Origin of the sequence: Algoriphagus sediminis, from assembly GCF_030403435.1 — a bacterium.
GTDB classification, from domain to species: Bacteria; Bacteroidota; Bacteroidia; order Cytophagales; family Cyclobacteriaceae; genus Algoriphagus; species Algoriphagus sediminis.
In genome coordinates this window covers 121830-147764 of the sequence record NZ_JAUEPH010000005.1, presented here as the reverse complement: position 1 = coordinate 147764, position 25935 = coordinate 121830, and the positions used below count along the sequence as shown (strand labels likewise).

Sequence of the window (25935 nt, the reverse complement as noted above, 5' to 3'; positions counted from 1 at the left end):
ATTGCATTAACAATCCCCACTTATCACTTTGAGTATCCATTCAAGTTGATAAATCTGTACAATAACTATTCTCGGTTAATTGAAAAGCTTTTTTTGGTCAACTTAGACCTGTTTAAGCAAAACGAATTCTATGAAAAAAATACTCATTTTGGGGTTATTCCTGACAGCATTTGCCCTACCGGACCGGGTGTTGGGTCAGTCGGATTACCCAACCTTATCCGAAATTGATTCCCGACTGAATAATTTGGCATCCAATGCCAATGCCGAGCTAATCACGCTAGTTCAAACGGAGGGAGGAAAAGATATTCAAGCCTTAAAAGTAGGAACTGGTAATACGGACGAAAAACCAGCTATTGCGGTAGTTGGCGGAGTCGAAGGCTTCCATGTCCTAAGCGTTGAGCTTGCTCTGCAGTTTGCAGAAAAGCTGGTTAATGAACATGCTGACGCCCTCGAAAACACTACCTTCTTTATTTTCCCAAATATGTCTCCGGATGCTTATCAGCAGTATCATGCTTCCTTAAAGTATCAGCGACGAGGCAATGCCATGTCTATGGACCATGACCGTGACGGAGAAAAAGGCGAAAATGGATACACTGACCTTAATGGAGATGGATTCATCACTTGGATGCGTGTGGAAAATTCTCTCGGGGATTACCTGGTTTCCGAAGAAGATGATCGGGTTTTGGTCAAAGCAGATCCAAGCAAAGGCGAATCAGGAAGCTATTCTGTGTATATGGAAAGTAAGGATGATGATGAAGACGGGAAATTTGCCGAGGATCTAACTGAAGGTGTTGGTTTCAATAAGTCCCTAACTTACAAATTTCCGGTTTTCGAGCCTTTGGCAGGAGATATCGCTGCCTCGCCAGTAGAAACCCGAGCGATGTTGGATTTCCTTTTTGAACAATGGAACATTTTCGCTTTTGTGACTTTCTCGCCAGCAAATAACCTTAGCTCGCCCCTAAAGCACAACGCTTCAGAAGCCAGAAAAAGAGTGGTAGCTTCTATTCTTGCGGAAGACCAAAATCTTAATAAGCTGGTATCTGATAAGTACAATGAAATAGTATCCCAGAAGCCATATAATCAATCGAATCAAGGAACAGATGGTGACTTTTTCCAGTGGGCCTATTTCCATTTTGGTAGATTAAGTTTCAGCACTCCAGGATATTGGACGCCCGAGTTCGGGGGGAAATCAAATGCTGAAGCTAATTATTTGGCATGGGCAGATTCCCTAGGATGGGAAGACAGCTTTGTCCCATGGACAGAAATAGACCATCCTGACTTTCCGGGACAAAAAGTCGAAGTGGGAGGAATTAAGCCATTTTTGATGGTAAATCCACCTTTCGAAAAGGTAGAAGAAATAGCCAGTGAGCATACTGATTTTATTTTGGCTTTGGCAGAAATGCAGCCAAAACTAGAACTTCACAATGTGAAAGTTGAAGATCTGGGAAATGGCCTTAGTCGGGTAAGTGCGGATTTATACAACAATTCTCCTCTACCTACCCATAGTGAATTAGGTGAACGTTCCAGATGGCTTCGTAAAATTAGAGTAGATATGGATGTGGATGAAGACCGCCTGATTTCAGGAAGCCCGATTTCAACTCTCGATGTTTTGGGAGCATTTGAAAAGACCTCCATGAGTTGGGTAGTTCGAGGTAAAGGCAATGTAAGCCTGAAGGTGGGTGCTCCGCATGTAGGTTTTATCAGTGAAACAATTAATCTCTAAGCCATGAAAATTCTAACTACAACAAAAATATTGGTTGCCATGGGATTGATCATGGTAACTTTCATTTCGGAAGCTCAACAGAAGTTTTTCCGCGCAGCGGGGACTCCACATAATCCAAAAGTAGAAATAGCTTTTAACCGTTACTATAGCTATGAAGGTCTAGTAGAGAATCTTCAAAAGATAAATCAGGCATATCCAGAGCTTACTCGACTAGAGAGTATTGGTAAGTCATACGAAGGGAGGGATATCATGATGATTACGATCACGGATTTCTCCGCTGGCGAGGCAGAGGAAAAGCCTGCCATGTGGATAGATGGAAATATCCACTCTAATGAGGTACAAGGCGGGGAGTTTGCCCTATACACTGCATGGTACCTTACTGAGATGTTTCAGGACAATGTATTTATCAAAGAGCTCTTGGCTGATAAGACTTTCTACATTGCCCCCTCAATTAACCCTGATGCGAGAAATAATTATTTCATGGAGCCAAACACCGGGAGTAGCCCAAGGTCAGGTATGATGATTCTGGATAATGATGGGGATGGCCTTGCTGGTGAAGACATGATGGATGATTTAGATGGCAATGGAAGTATCACCATGATGATCCGAAAATCTCCAACTGGAAGGTTTATTAAAGATCCGCAAGACCCAAGACGACTTATTCAAGTAGAAGGCGACCAAAAAGGGGAATACGAATACCTTGGTCAGGAAGGTCTGGACAATGACGGTGATGGAAGGGTGAATGAAGATGGTATTGGCTACTATGATCCGAATCGTGATTGGGGCTGGAACTGGCAACCTGATTATGTTCAAAGAGGTGCCTTAAAATACCCTTTCACCCTTTCCGAAAATAGGTCTGTGATGGAGTTTGTGATGGATCATCCAAACATCGCAGGGGCTCAGAGTTATCATAATTCTGGAGGCATGATTCTCCGCGGGCCAGGAGCTGAAGAGGATGTCGGTACTTACAATAGAGAAGATATCAGAATCTATGATGCCCTAGCCGAGAAAGGTGAAGAACTCATGCCAGGATATCGCTATCTCACGGTTTATAAAGACCTTTATTCAGTTTTTGGTGGAGAGTTAGACTGGTTCTATGGAAACCGAGGAATCTTTACTTATTCTAATGAGTTGATGACATCTTATCTCTATTTCCATGAAAATGCTGGAAGAGGAAATCAGGAGGAGCAGCTCAAGGTAGATAAATATCTCACCTTTGGAGATGCTTTCGTGGACTGGAAGGAATTTGAGCATCCAACCTACGGAACTGTGGAAATAGGTGGTTTCAAGAAAAATTTTGGCCGCGCCCATCCCGGATTCTTACTGGAGCAGGATGCACACAGAAACTCTGCGTTCACCATTTTCCATGCCTATCATACTCCAAAGTTATCCGTGATGGATGTCAAGGAGACTGACTTGGGAGGTGGACTCAAAGAAATCATCGCGACGATATACAATGAGAGAATGATGCCCACTCACGCTTCTCAGGACTTGAAGTATAATATCGAGCGACCTGACTATGTAAGTATTTCCGGTGCCAATGTAGTGGCAGGATTTGTGGTTGAAAATGAGGATATGAAGAGATATTCTGAGCAGAAAAACTCACCTGAAAAAATAGCCGTGGGAAATATCCCAGGAATGTCTGGAGTGAAAGTTCGATGGATTGTAACTGGTGGAAACAACTACACGATTAATGTTGATTCTGCCAAAGGAGGCAAAGCTTCCTGGTCGAAATAAAAAATATTAACCCCAACCTGAAAATCCCTGTTGATCAATCGACAGGGATTTTTTTATGTTTTTCCCCTTCAGATTATATTGAACCCAATGTTCAGATTTACCACTGGTATCATGCTTTTTTTGGTTTTTTTTGAGACAATGGCTCAAAATGACTTAGGGACAAAGCCACGAAAATCACAACTCGTAGTCCGTCTTGACAACGATGCATTTGTAAGCGGAAGGCAGGATCGCTATTACAGCAGTGGACATTACCTGACTTTTTACCACTATTTGGGAAAAGGAAAAAGCCTAAGCATAGGCTTTGGAAACCAAATTTTCACCTCCGACCTGAGGAAAGAGCTAGAACCCGAGGAAATCGACCGGCCCTTCGCTGGGGTGAATTATTTGAAATTTGGATTTCAAAAAAGAAAACCCGGTATAGTCACAGAATTCTCGCTTCTCGGTGGAGTAATTGGAGCCAAATCAGGTGTGGGACAATTTCACAATTGGTATCATGACAATTTCGGCTTCCCAAGAGCAAACGGTTGGGAGAATCAAATCGATGATTCATTCCTATTGAATCTGAATTTGAGAGCCAGCAAAAGTGTGTTTAGATCTGGTAATTTTGAAGTTTTGGCAGATGGGCTAGCTGCAATTGGAAACCTTGAGCAGAGCCTTTCTATTAAACCTAGCATTCGGATAGGAACTTTTGAAGACTTAGAATTCAGCCAAATCAATGGAAGTAGAGTCGGAACCAGGAACCGACAGGAACAGTATTTTCAACTTGGAGTGGAGCTGAAGCAGGTTTTTTTCAATCGAACCATAGATGGAGAATTAATGAACCCTGAGCTCCCACCGGAGTTTGAATCTCAGAATTCTGTGGCAGAGGTATTTGGGGAGTTTATCCTAAACTATAACCACTTCGGTATGGGGTATGGAATCTATTATCGCACGAAAGAAAACGAATCGGCGTCCAACCAAGTCTTCGGTCGCATTACGCTATCATGGCTTTTTTAGGCAAAAAAAATCCCGCCAAAATGAATTGGCGGGATCGCTAGCATAGCTGGTTTAGTTATTTCTTGGTTACATAATCTTCAAATCCTGAAGACGTTTCTACTTTGAAAGTGATTCCCTCGCCGGAAGGTCTTTCCACCTTGTAAACTTTGTGAAGTCCCTGAGGGTCCAACACCATCTCTGAGTGGATTAATCGGCCACCATCGAAGATCAGAACTTTAATCTCTTCCTCTTCTTGATGAGCACTTATCAGTAGCTTATATGTGTCCTCACCTACTTCCGAGAATCTAGAATAAACTACTGGTGTTACCTCAATGTAGTTGGAAACAGTCGCTGAAGTGGACTCACCACTCTGTCCAGTCACCGCTACATCAAATTCACCTTCTTCCATTTGAGATAGGTCATATATCTTTTTGTAACCATCACGCTCTGCAATTCGGTCACGATAGATCAAATCTCCATTTTGATCCATAATCTTTACAATCATGGAACCTTCAGCTTCATCTGTAGAAGCTACCGCCACTTTGCTGGTACCGACCTTTTTGATCGAAAGTTTAGTGGCATCCTGTGCAAACGCTCCTCCTGCAATCCCTGCAGTCAAAAGCAATACGAAAAACTTTTTCATACTTGTTGGTTTAATAGGTTTTCAATTCACAAGGCCTTGGCGTTTCCAATTCCCTATGTATGTTGATACAAACGTAGTATCGATATTTTGGTTATCAAAATTTCAAAAAAAATTATTAATTGTTGCCATTTTCTTAAATTTTGACTTTTAAAATTAATGATATGAAAAATAAGTTCGCAATCGGTTACGGAAATTAGGATTGGAGGAGAAAAATGAGATTATCCAAATTTTATTTGGATAAAAAATATTTTAAAATTTTTTTATTTTATCAATATAAACTATCACTTCTATTGAATTTTGATTAGATCTAAGCTTTGGGGATTATTTGCATAAAGCGTGAAACAAAAAAAATCCCGATGAAAACTTCATCGGGATCTCTATTAATCAGGTTAAAATTAATCTAAGGCTGTTGCAACTTTTGCATTTGACAAGGACTCCACTTTAAAACTTACTCCACTATCAGATGGTCCTTCGACAGTATAAATTTTATGTAGTCCCTGAGGATTGCTCACAGTTTCTGAATGAATCAATTTGTCTTGATCGTAAATAGAAACTTTCACATTGCTAGCAGTAAGCGTGCTTACTAAAAGGCGAAAGCTATTCTCGTCGATTTTGGTCACCCTGGAATAAATGTCTCTTTGAGAACTGTCGGTAAAATTAACTTTGGAATTTTTTACGATTCCATTATCCCCAATAATTTCCACATTGTATGTTCCATACGGTAAAGGCTCCAGATTCAGTTTTGCTGCAAAGGTTTGACCTTTCACTATTCTATCTCTCAAGACCACCTCGCCGTCTTTATTTGACATTTTGATTTGTAAAGTCTCACTTGCAGGTTCATTCAACGCCACAATGACTTTGTCATCTGCAGTTTTCTGGATGTGAATTTTCTCCGTAGCCATTGCTCCAGTAACAATTCCAAGTGTCAAAAGAAGGGTAATTAGATTTTTCATAAGGTTTGATTTAGTTTTATAGGTAAATACTTTTAATGTCTATACACATAAATGAAAACGCCTTTAAATTGAATTAGTTTCATCAATTCAATCTTTTTTTTGACTTTATTATAAAATAAGCCATGAATTAGTAAATAAATGACATCTCATTACTGAAAACCATCCCTAAGATTCTGAGGCATCATGGGCTTTTGTCAAAAGAATCTATTATGGGAATTGCTTCTGACAATGATTATTTGATGAAAAGGGAATTCATCCGAACAGAAATTTTATTAAGTAAAGGACTTTTCCACTTTCGAACCCAAAGCAGTGAATCAGGGTTTTCTAAAATAAAATCTATGAGAGCCATCTGGAACGGCGTGGTAATCGCAGAATCTGACCAAACCATCATTATCGAAAACAATCACTATTTCCCTGAGGAAGCGATCAATAAAGACTTCTTCAAACCTTCGGAAACCCACACGGTTTGTCCCTGGAAAGGAACCGCTTCATATTATACCCTAGAGGTGAATGGAGAGAGAAATGTGGACGCTGCCTGGTTTTATCCTTAACCAAAGCCTGCTGCCAGCGGAATCAAAAATCACGTTGCCTTCTGGAAAGGGGTGAAGGTGGAGAAATAAAAAAACCGATGGATTTCTCCATCGGCTCTTTATAGCTGGTTTAGTTTTAATTATTATTTGTTTGCATAGGCGGTAGCCTTGCTGACCACTTCTCTGTCGAATGTGCCTTCAAGCTCAAAAATCATCAGGCTTCCATCGTCATCAGTCACCAAAACGACCAAATCAGAAATATTATTGTTACCCTTTGAATAGACTGAGATCCCACTATCCTTATCTTCCGTTTCCATGATTAAATCATAGCGCTCCTTATCAAGTCCTTTTTTTATGGCTTTGTACTCAGCCCGGTGATTTTGCCCCATCTCATCCGGAAGGGAGAAAAAGGTCAAATGCTCAATGGACTTGGCTACTGTGGCCATATCATCCTCATCAATATCTATTTTTAAGCCTTCGGCAAAGTTCATGAAGTTCCCCCCAATGTCCATATGGAAGAAATCTTCTTCACCTTTGTATTTTTCATATACGGCTTTTACGGTTTTGCTTTGTGCCTGAGCCGCGAAAACGGCTCCAAAAAGGGCTAAGGTTAGGATTAGCTTTTTCATAATTGTGGTTTGTTTTAGTTATTGGTTAGTTCAATTTTTATTTTCTCATGTAGCTCAGAAGCATTCTCTCCATACTTAAAGTAGAGCAGTTCTGCCTGCTTTTTACTACCTACCAGGAGATAAACTTCTTCAGGAGTTTTGTCTCCACTTTTAGTTGACATGATGACAAAATCATTACTGTCTACTCTCTTGAAACCCTCTTCAAAGCCTTCAGGAATTCCTTCCTCAAAACCCTGAATGATAAGATTCCTATCTAACTTTTTAAGATCGTATACAGCGCTTTTTACCTCTTCAAATTCGTTAAAGTCAAATGTGATATTTGAGCCTACTTCTTTAAATGGAGCTTCATATTTCATAGAAATGTCTTCTACGGCTACACCTTCCATTTCAAAAGGCCAGAGCACTTCTGGCTGCTGAGCATCTTTACCTAGCTTGGTATTGACTGACTGGTACGGATCGCTCTGAGCTTGTACCATCATTGTGGCACATAAAAATAATACGGTGGTATAAATTAATTTTTTCATGTTTTTTCTTTTCTGCACGATTTAAGGTTGATTTTTTCCTTTTCTATATTCTTCCATCCCTGGAATTTCGGTCGTCTCTGCGAGAATATTGAGGTCCTCATAGGTGAATGATCCCAACATGGATAGCAGCGCGAAATCCTCCTGATCTCCTGATACCATCAGTAGTTCCTTAACCAGGCCATTTTCTTCTCTGACCATAAATTTCAGCTTGGAGGATCGATCTTTAACATCCATTAGCTCCTCATATTTATTTGAGGTAAGTGTAGACATGGCGTCTTCGTAAAATTTCAATCCGTCGACCTCATCCGAGCTCAGGATTCTTATACCCTGAATCTTTGATATGATACTTCCCACTTCTTTTGATTCATCATCCTCGGAATTATTCTTTAGGAAACCTCCTGCCATTTGCATCATCTTTGGTGAGATGTACACTCGAGAAAACCTGTCATCCTCAGTATAATTTGAAAAAAACTTCTGGATAGCATCATCTTGAGCTTTGGCCTGAAAGGCCCAAAGCAAAAGTAATACGGGTACTAGTGCGGTTAATTTTTTCATTTATTCATCAGTTCCTGACCAAAAATCTGATTGGTCGTGTTTAAATATTTCAAATCTTCAATCTCCTTCATACTCTCCTTACCTTTAGATAAATTGGTCTGAATCATGGCCAAAGCCATCATCACTTCTTCATAAGCCTCCTTTTCAGCTTTGCGCTGCTCGGTATACTGCCAGACCCAAACGCTGCTGACCAGAATTAAAATTGAAGCAGCCCAATTGAGCCATACCGGGGTGATTCTTCTAACTTTAGTCTCTTTAACTTTTCCCTCTGGCCTTTTTAGCTGAGGCTCCATTTCACTTAATTCGTCGAGGCCACCGAAAAGCAACTTCTCATCTTCAAATCCCTCCACTGCCAGGAGTAATTCTCGAATTTCTTTCTCCTCATCCAGGGAAGTTTCCGCTTCCCAGTATTTATCTAGTAATTCCTTTAATCTGCTTTCCATGCTCATTTCCTTTGGACTTGAATTTTTTCTCTGATCGATTTTCTTGCTCGATGTAGATTGACTTTGACTTGATCTTCTGAGACCTCCAAATAGGAAGCAATCTCCTCATAGGTCAAACCTTCCACTTCTCTGAGCTGGAAAATCTCTCTTTGTTTTTCCGGAAGTCCCTGAACTAATTTCATGACTCTTTGCACCCTTTCGGTGGCATCTGAATCTTCCTCACTCACCTCCATGACATCTTCCACTGCCTGAATCGTTTCGATTCGCTTAGACTGCCTGAAATGCATCAGGGCCTCATTCTTCAAGCTGGTCATTAACCAACCGACAGGATTTGGATGTTCTTTTAACTCGGCTTCTTTTTCCACAGACTTCTCGAAAACATTTTGAAGCAAATCTTCCGCAAGGGCTCTATCCTTTACCCAGAAATATGCGAGTCGGTATAGCTTGCCTCTTTGAGACCAGATATATGCTTCAAAAAATGAACTCATTCGTAGTAGTGATGCACAGGTTTTTGAAATGTTACACTTTGGGACAAAAATTTTTTGACTTTTTTCAAAATCGTAGTTTTTAATGGAGAAAAGCCAGTAAAAAGCCCCATGTTAAGCTTTAGAAAGAATTTAAATAAGATTGAAAAATAGTATGCATGCCGAGTATTTGCTAATTTGCATTAAGTTTTAAACACCCAAAAATGCCAGGAGTTAAGAGAATGGAAATAAAAAAACCCCGAATCGAAATGAATCAAAACGGGGTTTGTGGTGATGAGTGGATTCGAACCACCGACTCACGGATTTTCAGTCCGATGCTCTACCAACTGAGCTACATCACCGTAAAGTGATGCAAAGGTAGGTAATTGGGATTTTGAACCAAATCATTTTAGAAAAAAAATTAAGTACAAACAGCCTTACTTCATAATTACTACTGTATGAGCTTTTTACCCCAAATAATTTTTATCGCCATCCTGGCCGTGGCGGGAATTATATTGACCAAAAGGATCAAATTCCTTCGCAGAAATATCATGCTCGGCAAAGCTGAAACCCGGAATGACCAGCCCGGCGAGCGTTGGAAAACCATGGCGCTCGTGGCTTTTGGCCAGCAAAAGATGTTTAAGCGATTGCTCCCTGCTTTCCTACACCTGCTTATTTATGTGGGATTCGTGGTAATTAACCTTGAAGTATTGGAATTTATTCTGGATGGACTTCTAGGCACGCACCGACTATTCGCACCATTACTTGGCGGTGCCTACACTGTTGCAATGAATGTTTTCGAATTTCTGGCTGTGGCGGTGCTACTCTCTTGCGTGGTATTCCTTACCAGAAGAAATGTTAGTAAGGTGGAGCGGTTCACAAAGCCCGAAATGAAAGGATGGCCGACTCTGGATGCCAACTTGATCCTTGTAATTGAGATCGTTCTGATGGTAGCCATCCTGACCATGAATGCGACAGATCAAATCCTTGCAAACCGGGGAGATGAACATTATGTGGTTCTGGGGACCCTTTTCTTTAGCAGCTTGATTCAGCCACTTTTTGAAGGAATGAGTACAGGGAGCTTAGTGTTCATTGAGCGATTTGCCTGGTGGTTTCATATTGTAGGTATTTTGGCTTTTGCAGTCTATGTCACCTATTCGAAGCACTTGCATATTTTCCTTGCCTTCCCAAACACCTGGTATTCTAATCTGAAACCTAAAGGTGAAATGGTAAATATGCCAGAAGTCACGAATGAAGTAAATATGATGTTGGGTATCCCAACCGAAAATCCTTCAGAGCCCCCTGCCGAAATCCCGAGGTTTGGTGCCAAGGATATCAATGACCTGAGCTGGGTCAATGTCATGAATGCATATTCTTGTACAGAGTGCGGTAGATGCACTAGTGAATGCCCAGCTAATCTGACGGGTAAAAAACTATCCCCAAGAAAGATCATGATGGATGTGAGAGATCGTGCTGAGGAGGTGGGAAAGAGCCTTGATTCTGGCGGGCCGGGACTTGAAGATGGTAAATCCCTTCTTGGAGATTACATCACCAAAGAGGAGCTAAATGCTTGTACAAGTTGTAATGCTTGTGTGGAAGCTTGTCCGGTAAATATCGACCCACTTTCGATTATTTTGAATATGAGAAGATATGTGGCCATGGAAGAATCTGGTACTCCTGCACAGTGGAACGCGATGTACCAAAACATGGAAACTAGTTTCGCTCCATGGAAATTCAGCCCTCAGGATCGATTCAATTGGGCTAATGAAGTGAAAGAAGAAGAGATAAAGTAATTGATAGTTGCAGGTTTTACACATCATAGTTCCAAATCCATCAGTCGACATTCAACATTCGTAAATCCCAGATTGTAAATCATAAATCCCCAAATCGTAAATCACAATATGTCCGAAAATTATAAAGTACCAACTATGGCCGAAATGGCCTCCAAAGGCGAAACTCCTGAAGTTCTTTTTTGGGTGGGTTGTGCCGGATCATTTGACGATCGCTACAAAGCGGTAACCCAGGCCTTTGTGAAAATCCTGAACAAGGTGAACGTAAGCTTTGCCGTTTTAGGCCCTGAAGAAGCCTGTACAGGGGATCCTGCCAGAAGATCAGGAAATGAATTTCTTTTTCAGATGCAGGCGGTAGCAAATATTCAGGTCCTGAATGGGTATGAAGTCAAAAAAGTGGTGACAGCTTGTCCCCATTGTTTCAACACCATTAAAAATGAATACCCGGCCCTTGGCGGAAATTATGAGGTGATTCATCATTCTCAATTTCTTCAGGAATTAATCAATGAAGGAAAAATCGCATTGAAAGGTGGAGGTGAGTTCAAAGGAAAGAAAATCACCTTTCATGACTCTTGCTATCTGGGTCGAGCAAATGATGTCTATGAAGCCCCAAGAGAAGTCATCAAAGCTTTGGACGTAGAATTAGTAGAAATGAAAAGATGCCGTACCAAAGGACTTTGCTGCGGAGCAGGCGGAGCTCAAATGTTTAAAGAACCCGAGCCTGGTAAAAAAGATATTAACATCGAAAGAACGGAAGAAGCCCTGGCTACTGGCGCTAATGCCATTGCTGTGGGGTGCCCCTTTTGCTTAACGATGATGACCGATGGCGTGAAAAACAAAGAGAAAGAGCAAGAGGTGAAGGTTATGGATTTGGCTGAAATGGTTGCCAAGGACATGGGAATTTGATCTTTACAAATTGAATCAATTTGACCCTTTTTGCCGTTAGGTAGAAAGGGTTTTTCTTTGTACAAAATACCTACTTATGTATCTCGAATTTGAGGAAATGCCAGAGGATGCACGAATCTGGATTTATCAGGCTAACAGAAAATTAAATTCCAATGAAATTTCGATGGTGGAAGATCGATTGAAGCAGTTTTGCCAAAACTGGAACACTCATGGAACTTTGATGCCAACTTCTTTTACTATTCTGAATGATCAGATCCTGGTCCTTGCAGTAGATGAAAGTAATCTTGGAGCAAGTGGCTGTTCGATTGATAGTTCTGTAAGGGTTCTTAGTGAAATCGAGAGTGAGCTGGGGCTAAATCTTAGGGATCAAGGAAAGGTTAGTATCAAAAAGAGCGAAGAAGAAATCCAGGTATTACCTGCTCTTGGAATCAAAACAGCTTTGGCAGAAAGCAAAATTTCAGCAGATAAGGAGGTAATCAATCCGAGGATTCAGACCAAAAGAGAGTTGCAACGATTATGGATACCCATCTCGGAAAGCTGGCTAAACAAATACTTTCCAAATTAATTAGTAATATTCCAACCTCTAAGAAAGATCACCTTCAGATGAAACAACATTTTTTCGGAAAGATTTTCGTTCTACTCCTCCTGCTTGGAGCTTGTAAAAGCCTTCAGGAGAAAGGAAATGATCAATTTCTATCGGGTGAATATCAATACGCCATCAATACCTATGGGCAAATTTTGGAGGAGGATCCCGACAATATTGAGGCAAATCAGGTTATCGCAGAAAGCTATAGGCTTTCAAATAGAATTGAAGAGTCTGTACCCTACTACGAGAAGCTAGTAGAAGAAGAACCTTCATTTGAAGCATATTACAGATTGGGTTTGGGCTACAAAGCCCAGCAAGAGTATGAAAAGGCAAATGAGGCCTTTAAGCTTTCAGAAGACTACACTTCAGATCAAGAGTATATAGCTGAAGCCAGAAGACAAACCAAAGCCATTGAACTGGCCGAGGGAATTAGTGACTATTGGGAAAACTATGAGCTGGTTAATTTTCAGGAGTTGAATACTGCGGGTGCAGATTATGCGCCGATCACGAGCGAAGATTACTTTTATTTCACGAGCGGAAGGCAAGCTTCAGGTATTTACGCTGCCGATGGTTCGCCCTATACAAAACTCTTCAGAGCTCGATCTGATGGATTACGAGTAGATGTCAACGGCATACAGGCCTTGCCAGAGTTCAGAAATGAAGAAGGCCTTAATCAGGCTGCAATAGCCATCAGTCCTGATGGAAATACCATTATTTACGCCAGAGGAAATTCACTTTCTCCAAAAGATCTTCCGGAAACAGCTTTGTTCGCCTCCTATTTTAGAGGAGCTGGGTTCACTCAGCCGATTTGGATGGAAGTAAATGAAGATGAATTTTGGTGGAATAGTACTCCGGCATTCAGCCCGGATGGAGAAATACTTTACTTTGCTTCAAATCGTCCAGGCGGGTATGGGGGAATTGACCTTTATAAAGCCACAAAACTTGCGAATGGAGATTTCGGAAACGCGGTAAATCTTGGTCCGAATATCAATACTCCGGGAAATGAGATGTTCCCGCGTCCAGCACCAGATGGGAAATTCTTTTTTGCTTCAGATGGTCAGCCAGGTTATGGAAAGCTGGATTTATTTGTAGCGGAGGTGAATGATGAGGGGGAGCAGATCATCACCAATTTAGGCCCATCCTTCAATAGCAAAATGGATGATTTTGCCATTTCCTTTACTGAGTATCCAAAACAAGGTTTCATTTCATCAGATCGAGAAGGTGGAGCTGGTAATGATGATATCTACTACTTCGAGGATAAAACTCCGAAACCGAAAATCGTGAATGTTCTGCTAAATGTTTTCACCAAGCAGCGAGTTGCCGGAGAGCCAGACGCAGTACTAGAACAAGCAAGAGTAGTGCTCTATGATGCTCAAAACCAACAGATGGATGGTAACTTCTCGAACTCTACGGGTCGGGTGAGGTTCACTTTGGCACCAGATGAGAACTACACTATCATTGCATCAAAATCTGGATATTTCTCCAAGTCTGTCCCTTATACCACAAACGGAAAAACTCCGGATCCATCCACACTAATCCAAGAAGTAACCAATGTAACTCTGGATACCACGATTGTATTGGATCAATTGATTTTGGACAAGTCTATAGTCTTGGAGAATATTTATTACGATTTGGATAAAGCAGATATTCGACCCGATGCGGCCTTGGAGCTAGATAAACTTGTTCAGATCCTAAAGGATAATCCAACCATAAGAATCGAGCTGAGTTCACACGCAGATGCAAGAGCGACCGATGCGTATAATGATGATTTGACTCAACGTAGAGCACAATCAGCTGTAGATTACATCGTTTCTCAAGGAATAGACGCAGACAGGCTGGTGGCGAAGGGATATGGTAAGCGTCAGCTGATTATAGAAAATGCACAGACAGAAGAGGAACATCAGGTTAATCGACGAACAGAATTTAAGGTGATTCAGATTGACCAATAGGCCAGTCTGCCTGCTATGGGATAAAGAACCCTTTGGACATCAGAGTTCAAAGGGTTTTTTTGTATCCAATTAAGGATAATACGTACCTTTGATTCAACAACGACCATCCCTACTCTCATATGAATGAGCGCTATATGCAGCGAGGTGTTTCAGCTTCCAAAGAAGATGTACACAATGCGATCTCAAACCTGGATAAAGGACTTTTCCCAAAGGCATTTTGCAAAATAGTAGAAGACAGCCTCGGAAATGACCCTGAGTACTGCAACATCATGCATGCTGATGGTGCGGGCACCAAATCATCTTTGGCTTATCTCTACTGGAAGGAAACAGGTGACTTAAGTGTCTGGAAGGGAATCGCTCAGGATGCGATTATCATGAATACAGATGATCTGCTTTGCGTAGGTGCCGCCAATAATATTTTGGTATCCTCCACCATAGGAAGGAATAAAAATCTGATTCCTGGAGAGGTGATTTCGGCATTGATAGAAGGTACTGAAGAAGTGCTTCAGACTCTTCGAGATAATGGGGTAAACGCTGTTCTTACAGGAGGGGAAACTGCTGATGTAGGGGATTTGGTCAGAACGGTTATCGTAGACAGTACAGTGACCTGTAGACTGAGGAGAGATCAGGTTATTTCCAATGATCAAATTCAGGCAGGAGATGTAATAGTGGGTCTGGCTTCATATGGGCAAGCCAATTATGAAACTGAATACAATGGTGGAATGGGAAGCAATGGGCTGACCTCAGCCAGACATGATGTATTTAGCAAAGTCTTGAAGACCAAGTATCCCGAGAGTTTTGATCCTGCTGTTCCTGATGATCTTGTTTACACCGGGAAATACAATCTGACAGACAGAGCTCCGGGGACACCTCTGGACATGGGAAAGCTGGTTCTTTCTCCCACCAGGACCTATGCTCCGATTATGGTAGATGTTCTGAATTACATGCGTCAATACATTCATGGTATTGTTCATTGTAGTGGTGGCGCCCAGACCAAAGTTTTACATTTTGTAGATGGAGTTCATGTGATCAAGGACAATCTTTTTGAAACTCCCCCGCTTTTCAAAATTATTCAGGAAGAAAGCGGTACCGAATGGAAGGAAATGTATAAAGTCTTCAATATGGGTCATCGTATGGAAATCTATCTGGATGAAAGGCATGCTGAAGAAATTATGGATATCGCAGAGACCTACGGAATCGAAGCGAAGATCATTGGCCGGGTGGAACCATTCGATGGAAAGAAGGTAACCATCCAGGGTGAGCATGGAACATACGAGTATTAAAAATGGCCCATAAGAAGACTGGCAATAGTCTTTTGAGGTTTATCCTTAGCCTCATTCTAGTTTTAGCGATTCTGGCAATCAGCACACTAACCCTTGTAGACCGTTCACCCATCGACGAGCAGGATTTTTATGTCGAAACCTTCGAAAATCTTGATAATCTCACCTTTGAAAGCAGCTTAGGCGAAAGCTGGTATGTAGGCTGGGCAAAAACCAATATGACCCCGGAGAAGCCGGTAGACCTGGTGGGATATGCTCCTAGGGGAGAATATGAATATGTATCGGATAGTAGCTTTATTAAGGCACTCTCATTGAGCAATGGTAAAAGTAGGGTAGCTTGGCTGAATTATGAGGTCCTTATTGTTCATCCTTATTTGGCAAAGTCGATACAAAACAAAATAGAAGAATCAAATCTGGATATAGATCAGGTCATTTTTACAGCAACTCACACCCATTCCGGTATGGGAGGTTATATGCCTGGACCTCTTGGAAGCATCGCCTTCGGTGGTTTTGATGAAGAAATCGTTGAATTGATTACGGAAAAAAGTTTTGAAGCCCTGCAAAGCGCTATTTCTGGAGAAGATACTTCCAAAATCAGTTTTAGAAAATCAGATGGTTCTGAATGGGTGTCCAATCGATTTGTTAAAGACGGGCCGATAGACCCATTTGTGAGGCAGCTTATCTTCACCAAGGCAGACGGAAAAAAAGCTACGTTTCTTACTTACAGCGCTCACTCCACTTGTCTCACTACTGGTTATATGGGCCTTTCAGGAGACTACCCCTTTTTTCTAACCCAAAACCTCGAAGAGGAGGATTTTGATTTTGCTCTTTTTGCGAGTGGAGCTGTGGGGAGTCATAAACCTAACCGCCCAGGGAATTCCCTGGAAGACACTAAGAGCTATGCCCTTTCCGTCGCTGAGGCAGTTAAATTAAAGATAAACTATTTCGGTACTGTCAATCAACCTAGTCTCGCATATGCTGGACTTAATTTATTGCTTCGTGAACCACATTTAAGAATTACTGATAATCTTCGGCTAAGGCCATGGTTATTCGAATGGCTCGTGGGAGATACCAATCCACATTTTGACCTAACACGAGTAGGAAACACTCTTTTAATTTCATCTAGTGGAGAAATATCCGGAGTATTTTACGAGGAGTGGGAGAAGCTCGCTCGGGCCAATGGCCTGAATCTGATCATTACCAGTTTTAATGGAGGGTACATGGGTTATATTATACCTGATGAGCTTTATGATGAAAATTATCATGAAGCTCGTGAAATGAATTGGTATGGACCTGGAAATGGAACCTATTATGACAATCTCATTCAAATGATGATCAGAAAAGCAGGAGAGCTTACCCCCTGATTTTCCAAACTGAGGATCGAATCCAGCCTTTTTTGAATTTTTTTTCATGGGTTTTTATCAAACCTGCTTCCGATAAGAATTTTTCATAATCCGGAACCTTGTTTCTTGGATATGCAGCGGCTACTTTAAAAAATCTGATCATACTTTTGTGTATCAGTTTTTGTTTGGAGGTAACTGGTGAATAAAAGTCTGTCAAGTAAATTTTCCCATTCTCACTGAGCTTTGACCGACAGGTCTCTAAAAACTCAGTCACTTCCTCATCCTTCAATGTGTCCAAGACAAAGTGTAGCCAAATCTCATCAAAATCAACCTCTGCCGAATCGGCAAAATCACCCAAATAAAAACTTAATCCTGTTTCGTGAAGATTCTTTTTCGCATGCAGGAGCATGGATTCAGATTTTTCCCAGAATTCTCCATATTTCGGGTGCTTAAGATCCAGATAATCGAATCCATCTCCTCCACCTATGATGAGAATTTTCCCAAGACTCCGACCCTCTAAATGAAACAACTTAGCCTCAACTAGACTGGACCCAAAGACAAGCTTTGCCAAGAAAGAATAAAAAGGAGCAACGGAACTGTAAAGATCTTTCACTAGATTAAAGAAAAAGATTTTGAGCCTAAATTCCTGATTATGAAAAATTTCTTCAAAAATATCAGAAACCTGAAAGACCTCTTATCTGGTCTTGATTTAGAAAAAATAGGTGACCTCTCCCGAAAGGTAGATCTTCCAAAAATGGTAGAACTGGTGGGTAAAATGAGTGAGGAGGACCTGTCCAAAATGATGGGGATGCTGAAGGGAGGAAGTAAGCCCAAAGCTATTCCTGCAATCAACGGAGACTTCTATGAGCTTGGAAAATCTCTTTCTAGTGAGGAACGCGAAATCCAACTGAAGGTGAGGGAATTTATGAATAAAGAGATCAAACCGATTGCCAACCACTATTGGAATCGGGCTGAATTTCCCTTCGAAATCATCCCAAAAATGGCTGAGTTGAATATAGCGGGTTTAACATATGAAGGCTACGGTTGCCCCGGAAAATCAGCTTTACTTGAAGGCTTCATTGCCATGGAAATGGCAAGAGTTGACACCTCAACTTCCACTTTTTTTGGGGTCCAAAGTGGTCTTGCCATGGGTTCGATCTATCTCTGTGGATCTGAAGTTCAGAAACAGGAATGGCTTCCAAAAATGCAAAAATTGGAGAAAATAGGAGCTTTTGGTTTGACAGAACCAGAGGTAGGTTCTGGCGCAGCCGGTGGACTAACCACCACCTGTAAAAGACAGGGAGATTCATGGGTTTTGAACGGGCAAAAGAAATGGATTGGAAATGCCACTTTTTCGGATATCACTGTGATCTGGGCAAGAGATTTAGATGACAATCAGGTAAAAGGATTCATAGTCAGGAAGGAAAACCCAGGCTTCAAAGCAGAGAAGATGGAAGACAAAATGGCCTTGAGGATTGTGCAGAATGCCTTGATCACTCTTGAGAACTGCGAAGTTCCGGAAACCGATAGGCTCCAGGAAGCAAACTCCTTCCGGGATACTGCCAAAGTACTGAGGATGACTCGTGCAGGTGTGGCCTGGCAGGCAGTAGGCTGTGCGAGGGGCGCTTATGAACTTGCCCTCGCTTATACCAATGAACGTAAACAGTTCGGAAGACCCATAGCCTCCTTCCAACTAGTCCAAGACCTTTTGGTCACTATGCTTGGCGATCTTACTGCAATGCAAACCATGGTTTTTCGACTGTCTGAAATGCAGGATTCGGATATTTTGCTTGACGAACATGCCTCCCTGGCCAAAGTTTTTTGTACCCTAAGAATGCGTTCCATTGTAGATCATGCAAGGGAGCTCTTCGGGGGAAATGGAATTCTTCTCGAACATGATATCGCCAGATTTGTGGCAGATGCCGAAGCGGTTTACAGTTATGAAGGGACCAAAGAAATTAATTCACTTATCGTGGGTAGAGCAATCACGGGACATAGCGCATTCATCTAGAAAAAAGCAAGAACCCAGGGCAAAGAAAAAATAAGCTCCATTTGAACCCGCTTTCTCTCTGAGCTGAAGTTTTGGTTAAAAAAACTTAGGTAATGAATGGATATCATTAGGAATAAAATCAGAGCAAAAATTCGATAAAAGGACAGAAACGCTATTCCCATCCCAGCTGCAAAAACAAGCAGGATGATCGTAGCGGTACGAATAACTCTTCCAAGTTTCTCTTTAGGTAAAAAAGTGAGGATGGAGTGAGACCCATCCTGTCTATCCTTCTCTTCATCCAGATAGGAAAGCATAAGTAAATTCAAAGTAGCCAATCCAAGGTAGACTGCTGCCAACAGCCAAACGGGTGCATTTAAATCAATTGCCTCCGCTTTATAAAAAGGAAGCCAGGCAATCCCAATTATATAGAATATTGCTGTATTTATTTCCTTCAGCCAGGCCGCCTGAGTTGAAAAATTACGGATCAGGACCATTATCAAAAGAATAACCGCTGCCAGTCCAACGCTGAGATAAAGAGTAGGGCCAAAGCCAAAGTACCAAATACCCAAAATTAAACCAGTGATTATTGCTGCCAATAGCAAGACGGTCAATGGAATTCGATTCTGAAGATGAAATTCATGCCGATCCCAATTACTACCTGAAGGGACTCTTCTCGCATCCTGCAAATGATCAAAAGTGTAAACTGACCATATTGCCAAAGCCAAAAGAGCATAGGGCTCGATGGACAATTCCACTCTTAGAAGTCGTGAAAAAAAATACATTCCAGCTAACCCTCCAAACACCACATCCAGAGACAGCCATGAAATTTTATTCAAAATTGACTTCAACATAAGAGTTCAAAAATAGAGGAATCACCAAGAAGATACATTTCCTTGAGATTAAATGAATGGATTTTTCTATTTTGAAACCAAACCCAAAACCATGAAAACAATTCTTACTCTAGTCCTTTCGATTTTTATATCCATCTCTCTTTTTGCTCAAGAGCCAATAAAGGTGGCTTGTGTCGGGAATAGTATCACTCAGGGACCCGGAAGGGATAACCCAGATAGCTATCCGCTTCAAATGCAAGCTATCCTCGGTGACAGTTATGAGGTGAAGAACTTTGGAGTAAGCGGGAGAACTATGCTAAAGAATGGGGATTACCCTTTTTGGAATGAGCCACAGTTTGAGGAAGTGAAGGAGTTCGCACCAGATATCTTGGTGATCATGTTAGGAACCAATGATTCAAAACCTCAGAATTGGAAATATGCCTCCGAGTTCAGAGCTGACTATCTAGATCTTATATCTGTTTATAAAAAGCATATGCCTGTAGATGGGAAAGTCTATGTCATCCTACCTGTTCCTGTCACAAAGGATAATTTTGGAATTACTGCTTCTGTCATGAATAATGAGCAACGGATGATGCTAATAGATATCGCAGATGAGAGTGGTTCAGAGCTCATTGACCTTTATTCCCCATTTATGGGAAAAGAGGATTTACTTCCTGACGGGGTACATCCGAACACTGAAGGCTTAGGGATCATGGCAAGTGTGATTGCTCGCGCCATTAGACTTTAGGGAAATCAAATCAATCTTTCATAAACCATGTTTGGATCCATTCACCATCGAATGAGTCATTAGATTGAATAGCACCCTCAGTACTTCTCCCATCTTGGATATATTTGACCAAAAGCTGTTCTAGCTCTTCTGCCTTAGCTCTTTCATTAGGATATAGATTTTGAGTTTCAGCGGGATCATTGGCCAGATTATATAACTGCATTGCAGGCAGTCCCTCCTGGGCCGAATCTCCAGGTCTTGGGAAACTCCATCCTCCAGAACCTTTTGAAGTGATCAGTTTCCAGTCTCCCTTACGGATCGCAAAGGTTCCATTAACGGAATGGAATACCGTTCCCTCTCGCTCAAGGTCATCTGATGGATCTGAATTTAATTGGCTAAGAAAACTGAAGCTGTCCTCTCCTTCATTATCCTGCATTTCGTAACCCGTCAGCTCAGCAAACGTAGCCATAAAATCTACCTGAGAGATCAAGGTTGAATTCACAGTGCCTTTGGCGATTGTCGAAGGCCATTTTACAATGGTAGGAACTCTATGTCCTCCTTCATAAATATCTGCTTTGTGGCCACGAAAAGGCCCACTTGGATAATGTCCCATCTCAACCATCTTCTCGAATCCTGCCGCCGGTGAGCAACCATTATCACTAGTAAATATCAGGATGGTATTTTCTTCAATTCCGGCTTCCTTGATGGCCTGATTGAGTTTGCCCATATAATCATCAATCATCATCATAAAGTCCGCATATGGGAGCATTCCACTTTTCCCCTGCCATTCTTTTGTCGGAAGAATCGGTGTATGAGGAGAAGGCAAGGCCAAAAAAAGAAAGAAAGGATTCTCCATTTTGGACTGCTCCGAAATATATTCCATACTCTTCTCGAAAAACACCGGAGTACATTGCTCATGTATGAAGTCAACACTCGTAGGCCCCTCTCTCCACCAGCTATACTCTCCTTGGTCAATTGTAGTTTTGGTTGGAATGCTTGTTAGTGCATTGTTTTCGACATAAACGTATGGAGCGATATCAAGCGAAGCGGGCAATGCTAATGAGTAATCAAAACCTCTTGTACCTGGTCCATTCTCTATTGGCTTATTGAAGTCAAGTTGATCATAGTCCTCGGGATTCCAACCTCCAGGCTTAAACGTTTCTCCCTCCTTTAATCCCCAATCCATTCCCAAATGCCACTTACCGATCATTGCGGTATGATACCCCTGCTTCTGCAGCATGGATCCTAACGTGGTACGATCGGAGGCGATCAAAGCTTTGGATTTTCCTGTAAGGACACCTTCTTTGAGCTTGGTTCTCCAATTATATCGTCCCGTTAGAAGTGCATACCTGGTAGGCGTGCAGACTGCAGAAGTGGTATGAGCATCGGTAAACATCATTCCCTCACTGGCAAGCTCATCAATGTGGGGAGTTTTTATCAAACTTTCCGAATTAAAGGCTCCGATATCACCATAACCCAAATCATCGGCAAGCACAATAATAATATTCGGATTGCTCTTTTTTTCTAATTCAGGCTTCGAGCAGGAGATCAGAAGTATTGGAACGAGAAATAAAAAAATAGAGCTCCGCGAGAGATTAGAGTAAATCATGCTTCAAAATAATACTATTTCAATAAAGCCCCTTCTTCCCAGAAACTAAAAAAGCCATCATCTCATTGATGATGGCTTTAGTAATTATTTTAATTGAGATTATCCAAGTGCATTCGCACCGGCAACAATCTCAAGGATTTCATTTGTAATAGCTGCCTGACGGGTTCTGTTATACATCAACTTGAGCTCTTTTAGCAATTCACCAGCATTTTCAGTCGCTTTGTCCATAGCCGTCATTCTCGCACCATGCTCGGAAGCATTGCTTTCAAGAATCGCTTTGTAGAATTGGATCTTAAGCGAAGTAGGAACTAATTCCTCAATAATGTATGCTCTGGAAGGCTCAAGAATATAATCCGTCTCATTGGTTTTTTCCTCGCCATTCTCTTCAGCTTGCATGGGCAAAAACTGTTCAGTTCGGATGACTTGAGTAGCTACGTTTTTGAATTCGTTAAAAACAAGAACCACCTTATCTACTTCCCCGGAAGTATAAGCCTCCATCGCATATTCAGCAGCTGCTCTTACATTGTCAAAAGACACATCAGAAAACACATCAGCAAAATCACTCTTGACACTGTATTTTGTCTTTCTGGAGAATTCTAGAGCCTTTTTGCCAATCGGAAGAAGCTTAATCTCCTTATTTTCAAACTGCGTTCTGATAGCTTGGTTAGTTGCCTTAATGATGTTTGAATTAAAAGCACCACAAAGCCCCTTATCCGAGGTAATTGGAACGATCAGCACAGTGTTGACTTCTCGATTTCCAGCATAAACAATATCTGCAGCACCCTCAGAGGCCGCCGAAACATTGTTCAGGATGGTTGTAAGTTTTTGGGAATAAGGACGCATCTGCACGATTTTGTCCTGAGCTCTTCTAAGCTTTGCAGCGGAAACCATTTTCATAGCTTTCGTGATCTGCTGAGTAGACTGAACAGAGCTTATTCTCTCTTTTACTTCCTTAAGGTTTGCCATCTGTTTGCTTGGTACTTCTTAAATCCCGGAGTTAAAACTCCGGGATCGAATTATTCATTATGCATATTTAGGAGCTAGTTCAGCAGCTGCTTTAGAGAGAATCTCTCCAGCACCATTGATATCTCCTTTAAGGATTAAATCCAAAGCCTCTGGATAAGTAGAGTCTAGTAAAGTGTAGAACTCCTTCTCAAATGCTCTAGCCTTATCAACTGGCACAGTATCCATAAGTCCTCTGGTAGAAGCATAGATTATCGCAACCTGGTGGGCAACAGAAACTGGTGCATACTGCGCCTGCTTCAAAATCTCCTGATTTCTTCTACCTCTTTCGATTGTTCTCTTGGTAGTAGCATCAAGATCAGAACCGAACTTAGCAAAAGCTTCTAGCTCACGGAACTGTGCCTGATCAAGCTTCAAGGTACCTGCTACCTTCTTCATTGACTTGATCTGAGCATTACCACCCACTCGGGATACAGAGATACCTACGTTAATCGCAGGACGAATACCAGAGTTGAAGAGATTAGTCTCTAGGAAGATCTGACCATCCGTGATAGAAATTACGTTGGTAGGAATATATGCAGAAACGTCACCTGCCTGAGTTTCAATAATCGGAAGAGCTGTTAAAGATCCTCCACCTTTAACGATTGGCTTAAGGCTATCTGGAAGATCATTCATCTGCTGAGCGATCTGATCAGATTTATTTATTTTCGCCGCTCTTTCGAGCAATCTTGAGTGAAGGTAGAATACATCCCCAGGATATGCTTCACGCCCTGGAGGTCTTCTCAATAGAAGAGAGACTTCACGGTAAGCAACGGCCTGCTTCGAAAGATCATCATAAACCACCAATGCAGGGCGTCCTGTATCTCTAAAGAATTCACCGATTGCAGCACCTGTAAATGGAGCAAAGAATTGCATTGGAGCAGGATCTGAAGCAGCAGCAGAAACTACTACAGTGTAAGGAAGTGCACCACCTTTTTCCAAGGCCGCAACAACACCTGCTACAGTAGAAGCTTTTTGGCCGATGGCCACATAAATACAGAATACAGGCTCACCTTTATCGTAGAATTCTTTCTGGTTAAGAATAGTATCGATCACTACAGCAGTTTTACCTGTCTGACGGTCACCGATTACAAGCTCGCGCTGACCTCTACCGATTGGAATCATCGCATCGATAGACTTAATACCTGTTTGAAGAGGCTCAGTTACCGGCTGACGGTAAATTACCCCAGGAGCTTTTCTCTCAAGAGGCATATCATAAAGCTCTCCTGAGATAGGTCCCTTTCCATCTATTGGATTGCCAAGAGTATCCACTACCCTTCCGAGCATCCCTTCGCCAACCTTAATGGAGGCAATTTGCTTAGTTCTTTTTACTGTGTCACCCTCTTTGATCTCCTTGGAGTCACCGAAAAGAACGGCCCCAACATTGTCTTCTTCGAGGTTAAGCACCATTGCTTTCAGTCCATTGTCAAATTCCAACAATTCACCGGATTGTGCTTTGGAAAGTCCGTAAATACGAGCTACACCATCACCCACTTGAAGAACTGTTCCCACTTCTTCAAGCTCAGCAGCGGTTCTCGCCCCTGAGAGTTGTTCTCTCAATATTGCTGAAACTTCATCTGGTCTTACTTCTGCCATGATATGATAAGGTTATAATTGAATGCTTTAAAACTGTTTTTCGTACTGATTAGTGGAAAACTGATTTCTCAATTCTCTCAATTTGCTGCTGATAGAATCATCAAGTAGTTTATCATTCACTCGAAGGATAAATCCTCCAATAATGTCTGCATCTACAGTTTCTATCAATTGCACTTCTTTCAATCCTGAGATTTCCTTCACCACAGTAATAAACTCCTTTCGAAGTTTCTCATCGATTGGGAAAGTGGTAGTCAAATTTGCTACCTGGATGGAAGAGTGCAGGTTATACTGAATCTTAAATTCTTGAGCTACATCCAAAAGAATCCCTTCTCTTTTTTTTCTGGATATGATTTCAAAGAAGGTCATGGTGAGCTTCTGTGCACCCTCTTCGAAAATAGCCTTTAGGATGGCCAGCTTCTTCTCAGAAGAGATGACCGGATTTTTCAGGATAACGCCAAACTCATAATTGGAATTAGCCACCTCAGTCAATTTCTGAAAATCAGCATGCACTTCTTCCAGCTGTTTTTGCTCAAGCGCCAGTCCCAAAATGGACTTTGCATATCGAGATGCTGCTCTGTGATTTGACATTCGTCGGCTTAGTTTAGCTTAAGATCTTTTACAAACTCATCGACAAGCTCTTTTTGAGCTTTGTCATCTGACAAGTTCTTTCTCAATAATTTTTCAGATACCTCAAGGGTTAATGTGGCAACCTGAGTTTTAACCTCTGCCAATGCAGCCTTCTTCTCTGTCTCAATTACTGCCTTAGCTTTTTCAATCATCTCATTACCCGCCTTTGTTGCCTGATCTTTGGCTTCTTCAATCATTCGGGTAGAAGATTCATGAGCCTTTGCAAGGATCTCATCTCTCTCTTTTCTGGCTTCCGCCAAAAGTTTTTCATTCTCGGCCTTAAGATTTGCCATCTCATTTCTGGCGATTTCCGCAGACTTCAAAGCATTCTCAATACTCGATTCTCTTTCTTCTAATGCCTCAAGCATAGGCTTCCAGGCGAATTTGATCAAGATGAAAAGAAGACCTAGGAAGCCTATCAGCTGCCAAAATATGAGTCCGGTTCCGGGAGTAATTAAATCCATGAGGTGTTATGTTTATTTCGGATTGTTCAATAAAGAAAGAAGGGAAAGGAAAACCCTTTC

Annotated in this window: 25 protein-coding genes, 1 tRNA gene and 1 pseudogene; 12 read left to right on the top strand and 15 right to left on the bottom strand. The window is 41.6% G+C overall.

Features of this window, described 5'->3' with window-relative positions:
- Positions 1-130 precede the first annotated feature (130 nt).
- From QVH07_RS12300 to QVH07_RS12290, 3 genes are all read left to right on the top strand, one after another.
- The gene (locus QVH07_RS12300; protein ID WP_290000779.1) at positions 131-1723 is read left to right on the top strand and encodes a M14 family metallopeptidase; all 1593 of its coding nucleotides are present in this window, start codon (positions 131-133) and stop codon (positions 1721-1723) included.
- Between the two features lie 3 nt (positions 1724-1726).
- Positions 1727-3460: a M14 family metallopeptidase gene (locus QVH07_RS12295; RefSeq protein ID WP_435367063.1), complete on the top strand. Its 1734-nt coding sequence runs from the start codon at positions 1727-1729 to the stop codon at positions 3458-3460.
- A gap of 87 nt (positions 3461-3547) precedes the next feature.
- Positions 3548-4456: a lipid A-modifier LpxR family protein gene (locus tag QVH07_RS12290; RefSeq protein WP_290000778.1), complete on the top strand. Its 909-nt coding sequence runs from the start codon at positions 3548-3550 to the stop codon at positions 4454-4456.
- Positions 4457-4511: 55 nt separating this feature from the next.
- On the opposite strand, the gene QVH07_RS12285 is transcribed toward QVH07_RS12290, so the two are convergent.
- Positions 4512-5078, bottom strand: a complete 567-nt coding sequence (locus tag QVH07_RS12285) for a hypothetical protein (protein ID WP_290000777.1) — start codon at positions 5076-5078, stop codon at positions 4512-4514.
- 395 nt (positions 5079-5473) lie between these two features.
- Positions 5474-6031: a T9SS type A sorting domain-containing protein gene (locus QVH07_RS12280; protein WP_290000776.1), complete on the bottom strand. Its 558-nt coding sequence runs from the start codon at positions 6029-6031 to the stop codon at positions 5474-5476.
- Between the two features lie 338 nt (positions 6032-6369).
- On the opposite strand from QVH07_RS12280, the pseudogene QVH07_RS12275 reads away from it, so the two are divergent.
- Positions 6370-6651 (top strand): annotated as a pseudogene (locus tag QVH07_RS12275) (DUF427 domain-containing protein).
- Positions 6652-6704: 53 nt separating this feature from the next.
- Here QVH07_RS12275 and QVH07_RS12270 read toward each other — a convergent pair.
- The 6 genes from QVH07_RS12270 to QVH07_RS12245 all read right to left on the bottom strand — a co-directional run bounded on the left by QVH07_RS12270 (position 6705) and on the right by QVH07_RS12245 (position 9538).
- The gene (locus tag QVH07_RS12270) at positions 6705-7190 is read right to left on the bottom strand and encodes a DUF4252 domain-containing protein (protein ID WP_290000775.1); all 486 of its coding nucleotides are present in this window, start codon (positions 7188-7190) and stop codon (positions 6705-6707) included.
- Positions 7191-7204: 14 nt separating this feature from the next.
- Entirely contained in the window at positions 7205-7714 is a 510-nt protein-coding gene (locus QVH07_RS12265; RefSeq protein ID WP_290000774.1) for a hypothetical protein, read from the bottom strand.
- A gap of 21 nt (positions 7715-7735) precedes the next feature.
- Entirely contained in the window at positions 7736-8269 is a 534-nt protein-coding gene (locus QVH07_RS12260) for a DUF4252 domain-containing protein (RefSeq protein WP_290000772.1), read from the bottom strand.
- Positions 8266-8712, bottom strand: a complete 447-nt coding sequence (locus tag QVH07_RS12255; RefSeq protein ID WP_290000770.1) for a PG0215 family putative anti-sigma factor — start codon at positions 8710-8712, stop codon at positions 8266-8268. The genes QVH07_RS12260 and QVH07_RS12255 overlap by 4 nt, the downstream gene beginning before the upstream one ends.
- 2 nt (positions 8713-8714) lie before the next feature.
- Positions 8715-9200 carry a GFO_1088 family ECF-type sigma factor gene (locus QVH07_RS12250; RefSeq protein WP_290000768.1) on the bottom strand — a complete coding sequence of 162 codons (486 nt, stop codon included), beginning with the start codon at positions 9198-9200 and terminating at the stop codon, positions 8715-8717.
- Between the two features lie 265 nt (positions 9201-9465).
- A tRNA-Phe gene (locus QVH07_RS12245) sits at positions 9466-9538 on the bottom strand.
- A 96-nt stretch (positions 9539-9634) separates the two neighbouring features.
- Between QVH07_RS12245 and QVH07_RS12240 the strand changes: the two genes are divergently transcribed.
- From QVH07_RS12240 to QVH07_RS12215, 6 genes are all read left to right on the top strand, one after another.
- On the top strand, positions 9635-10969 hold the full coding sequence (locus QVH07_RS12240; RefSeq protein WP_290000766.1) for a 4Fe-4S dicluster domain-containing protein: 1335 nt from the start codon (positions 9635-9637) through the stop codon (positions 10967-10969).
- 108 nt (positions 10970-11077) lie between these two features.
- Positions 11078-11872 (top strand): (Fe-S)-binding protein, encoded by a 795-nt coding sequence (locus QVH07_RS12235; protein ID WP_290000764.1) that lies wholly within the window; start codon positions 11078-11080, stop codon positions 11870-11872.
- 76 nt (positions 11873-11948) lie between these two features.
- The gene (locus QVH07_RS12230) at positions 11949-12437 is read left to right on the top strand and encodes a hypothetical protein (protein WP_290000761.1); all 489 of its coding nucleotides are present in this window, start codon (positions 11949-11951) and stop codon (positions 12435-12437) included.
- A 38-nt stretch (positions 12438-12475) separates the two neighbouring features.
- A complete protein-coding gene (locus QVH07_RS12225; RefSeq protein WP_290000759.1) occupies positions 12476-14407 on the top strand; it encodes a CHU_0125 family OmpA-like outer membrane integrity protein in 1932 nt (643 codons plus the stop codon).
- 119 nt (positions 14408-14526) lie between these two features.
- Entirely contained in the window at positions 14527-15690 is a 1164-nt protein-coding gene (locus QVH07_RS12220) for an AIR synthase related protein (protein WP_290000757.1), read from the top strand.
- A gap of 2 nt (positions 15691-15692) precedes the next feature.
- A complete protein-coding gene (locus tag QVH07_RS12215) occupies positions 15693-17051 on the top strand; it encodes a neutral/alkaline non-lysosomal ceramidase N-terminal domain-containing protein (protein ID WP_290000755.1) in 1359 nt (452 codons plus the stop codon).
- Here the strand turns inward: QVH07_RS12215 and QVH07_RS12210 are convergent.
- Complete coding sequence (locus tag QVH07_RS12210; protein WP_290000753.1) at positions 17041-17643, bottom strand: methyltransferase; 603 nt, start codon at positions 17641-17643, stop codon at positions 17041-17043. The two genes, QVH07_RS12215 and QVH07_RS12210, sit on opposite strands and share 11 nt — an antisense overlap.
- 39 nt (positions 17644-17682) lie before the next feature.
- Here QVH07_RS12210 and QVH07_RS12205 point away from each other — a divergent pair, with 39 nt between their 5' ends.
- Positions 17683-19041 (top strand): acyl-CoA dehydrogenase family protein, encoded by a 1359-nt coding sequence (locus tag QVH07_RS12205; protein ID WP_290000752.1) that lies wholly within the window; start codon positions 17683-17685, stop codon positions 19039-19041.
- Here the strand turns inward: QVH07_RS12205 and QVH07_RS12200 are convergent.
- Entirely contained in the window at positions 19038-19871 is an 834-nt protein-coding gene (locus tag QVH07_RS12200) for a UbiA prenyltransferase family protein (protein ID WP_290000750.1), read from the bottom strand. The two genes, QVH07_RS12205 and QVH07_RS12200, sit on opposite strands and share 4 nt — an antisense overlap.
- 91 nt (positions 19872-19962) lie before the next feature.
- On the opposite strand from QVH07_RS12200, the gene QVH07_RS12195 reads away from it, so the two are divergent.
- Positions 19963-20598: a GDSL-type esterase/lipase family protein gene (locus tag QVH07_RS12195; protein WP_290000748.1), complete on the top strand. Its 636-nt coding sequence runs from the start codon at positions 19963-19965 to the stop codon at positions 20596-20598.
- A gap of 10 nt (positions 20599-20608) precedes the next feature.
- On the opposite strand, the gene QVH07_RS12190 is transcribed toward QVH07_RS12195, so the two are convergent.
- The 5 genes from QVH07_RS12190 to QVH07_RS12170 form a co-directional block, all read right to left on the bottom strand.
- Entirely contained in the window at positions 20609-22186 is a 1578-nt protein-coding gene (locus tag QVH07_RS12190) for a sulfatase family protein (protein WP_290000747.1), read from the bottom strand.
- A gap of 99 nt (positions 22187-22285) precedes the next feature.
- Complete coding sequence (gene atpG, locus QVH07_RS12185) at positions 22286-23152, bottom strand: ATP synthase F1 subunit gamma (protein WP_290000746.1); 867 nt, start codon at positions 23150-23152, stop codon at positions 22286-22288.
- Positions 23153-23209: 57 nt separating this feature from the next.
- The gene (gene atpA / locus QVH07_RS12180; protein ID WP_290000744.1) at positions 23210-24784 is read right to left on the bottom strand and encodes a F0F1 ATP synthase subunit alpha; all 1575 of its coding nucleotides are present in this window, start codon (positions 24782-24784) and stop codon (positions 23210-23212) included.
- Positions 24785-24811: 27 nt separating this feature from the next.
- Complete coding sequence (gene atpH / locus QVH07_RS12175; RefSeq protein WP_290000742.1) at positions 24812-25372, bottom strand: ATP synthase F1 subunit delta; 561 nt, start codon at positions 25370-25372, stop codon at positions 24812-24814.
- An 8-nt stretch (positions 25373-25380) separates the two neighbouring features.
- Positions 25381-25875: a F0F1 ATP synthase subunit B gene (locus tag QVH07_RS12170; RefSeq protein WP_290000740.1), complete on the bottom strand. Its 495-nt coding sequence runs from the start codon at positions 25873-25875 to the stop codon at positions 25381-25383.
- Between the last annotated feature and the right edge of the window lie 60 nt (positions 25876-25935).

Excerpts from the sequence above, each read along its gene's own strand:
- QVH07_RS12300 (WP_290000779.1), top strand. The coding sequence starts at position 131 with ATGAAAAAAATACTCATTTTGGGGTTATTCCTGACAGCATTTGCCCTA.
- QVH07_RS12295 (WP_435367063.1), top strand. The coding sequence starts at position 1,727 with ATGAAAATTCTAACTACAACAAAAATATTGGTTGCCATGGGATTGATC.
- QVH07_RS12290 (WP_290000778.1), top strand. The coding sequence starts at position 3,548 with ATGTTCAGATTTACCACTGGTATCATGCTTTTTTTGGTTTTTTTTGAG.
- QVH07_RS12285 (WP_290000777.1), bottom strand. The coding sequence starts at position 5,078 with ATGAAAAAGTTTTTCGTATTGCTTTTGACTGCAGGGATTGCAGGAGGA.
- QVH07_RS12280 (WP_290000776.1), bottom strand. The coding sequence starts at position 6,031 with ATGAAAAATCTAATTACCCTTCTTTTGACACTTGGAATTGTTACTGGA.
- QVH07_RS12270 (WP_290000775.1), bottom strand. The coding sequence starts at position 7,190 with ATGAAAAAGCTAATCCTAACCTTAGCCCTTTTTGGAGCCGTTTTCGCG.
- QVH07_RS12265 (WP_290000774.1), bottom strand. The coding sequence starts at position 7,714 with ATGAAAAAATTAATTTATACCACCGTATTATTTTTATGTGCCACAATG.
- QVH07_RS12260 (WP_290000772.1), bottom strand. The coding sequence starts at position 8,269 with ATGAAAAAATTAACCGCACTAGTACCCGTATTACTTTTGCTTTGGGCC.
- QVH07_RS12255 (WP_290000770.1), bottom strand. The coding sequence starts at position 8,712 with ATGGAAAGCAGATTAAAGGAATTACTAGATAAATACTGGGAAGCGGAA.
- QVH07_RS12250 (WP_290000768.1), bottom strand. The coding sequence starts at position 9,200 with ATGAGTTCATTTTTTGAAGCATATATCTGGTCTCAAAGAGGCAAGCTA.
- QVH07_RS12240 (WP_290000766.1), top strand. The coding sequence starts at position 9,635 with ATGAGCTTTTTACCCCAAATAATTTTTATCGCCATCCTGGCCGTGGCG.
- QVH07_RS12235 (WP_290000764.1), top strand. The coding sequence starts at position 11,078 with ATGTCCGAAAATTATAAAGTACCAACTATGGCCGAAATGGCCTCCAAA.
- QVH07_RS12230 (WP_290000761.1), top strand. The coding sequence starts at position 11,949 with ATGTATCTCGAATTTGAGGAAATGCCAGAGGATGCACGAATCTGGATT.
- QVH07_RS12225 (WP_290000759.1), top strand. The coding sequence starts at position 12,476 with ATGAAACAACATTTTTTCGGAAAGATTTTCGTTCTACTCCTCCTGCTT.
- QVH07_RS12220 (WP_290000757.1), top strand. The coding sequence starts at position 14,527 with ATGAATGAGCGCTATATGCAGCGAGGTGTTTCAGCTTCCAAAGAAGAT.
- QVH07_RS12215 (WP_290000755.1), top strand. The coding sequence starts at position 15,693 with ATGGCCCATAAGAAGACTGGCAATAGTCTTTTGAGGTTTATCCTTAGC.
- QVH07_RS12205 (WP_290000752.1), top strand. The coding sequence starts at position 17,683 with ATGAAAAATTTCTTCAAAAATATCAGAAACCTGAAAGACCTCTTATCT.
- QVH07_RS12200 (WP_290000750.1), bottom strand. The coding sequence starts at position 19,871 with ATGTTGAAGTCAATTTTGAATAAAATTTCATGGCTGTCTCTGGATGTG.
- QVH07_RS12195 (WP_290000748.1), top strand. The coding sequence starts at position 19,963 with ATGAAAACAATTCTTACTCTAGTCCTTTCGATTTTTATATCCATCTCT.
- QVH07_RS12190 (WP_290000747.1), bottom strand. The coding sequence starts at position 22,186 with ATGATTTACTCTAATCTCTCGCGGAGCTCTATTTTTTTATTTCTCGTT.
- atpG (WP_290000746.1), bottom strand. The coding sequence starts at position 23,152 with ATGGCAAACCTTAAGGAAGTAAAAGAGAGAATAAGCTCTGTTCAGTCT.
- atpA (WP_290000744.1), bottom strand. The coding sequence starts at position 24,784 with ATGGCAGAAGTAAGACCAGATGAAGTTTCAGCAATATTGAGAGAACAA.
- atpH (WP_290000742.1), bottom strand. The coding sequence starts at position 25,372 with ATGTCAAATCACAGAGCAGCATCTCGATATGCAAAGTCCATTTTGGGA.
- QVH07_RS12170 (WP_290000740.1), bottom strand. The coding sequence starts at position 25,875 with ATGGATTTAATTACTCCCGGAACCGGACTCATATTTTGGCAGCTGATA.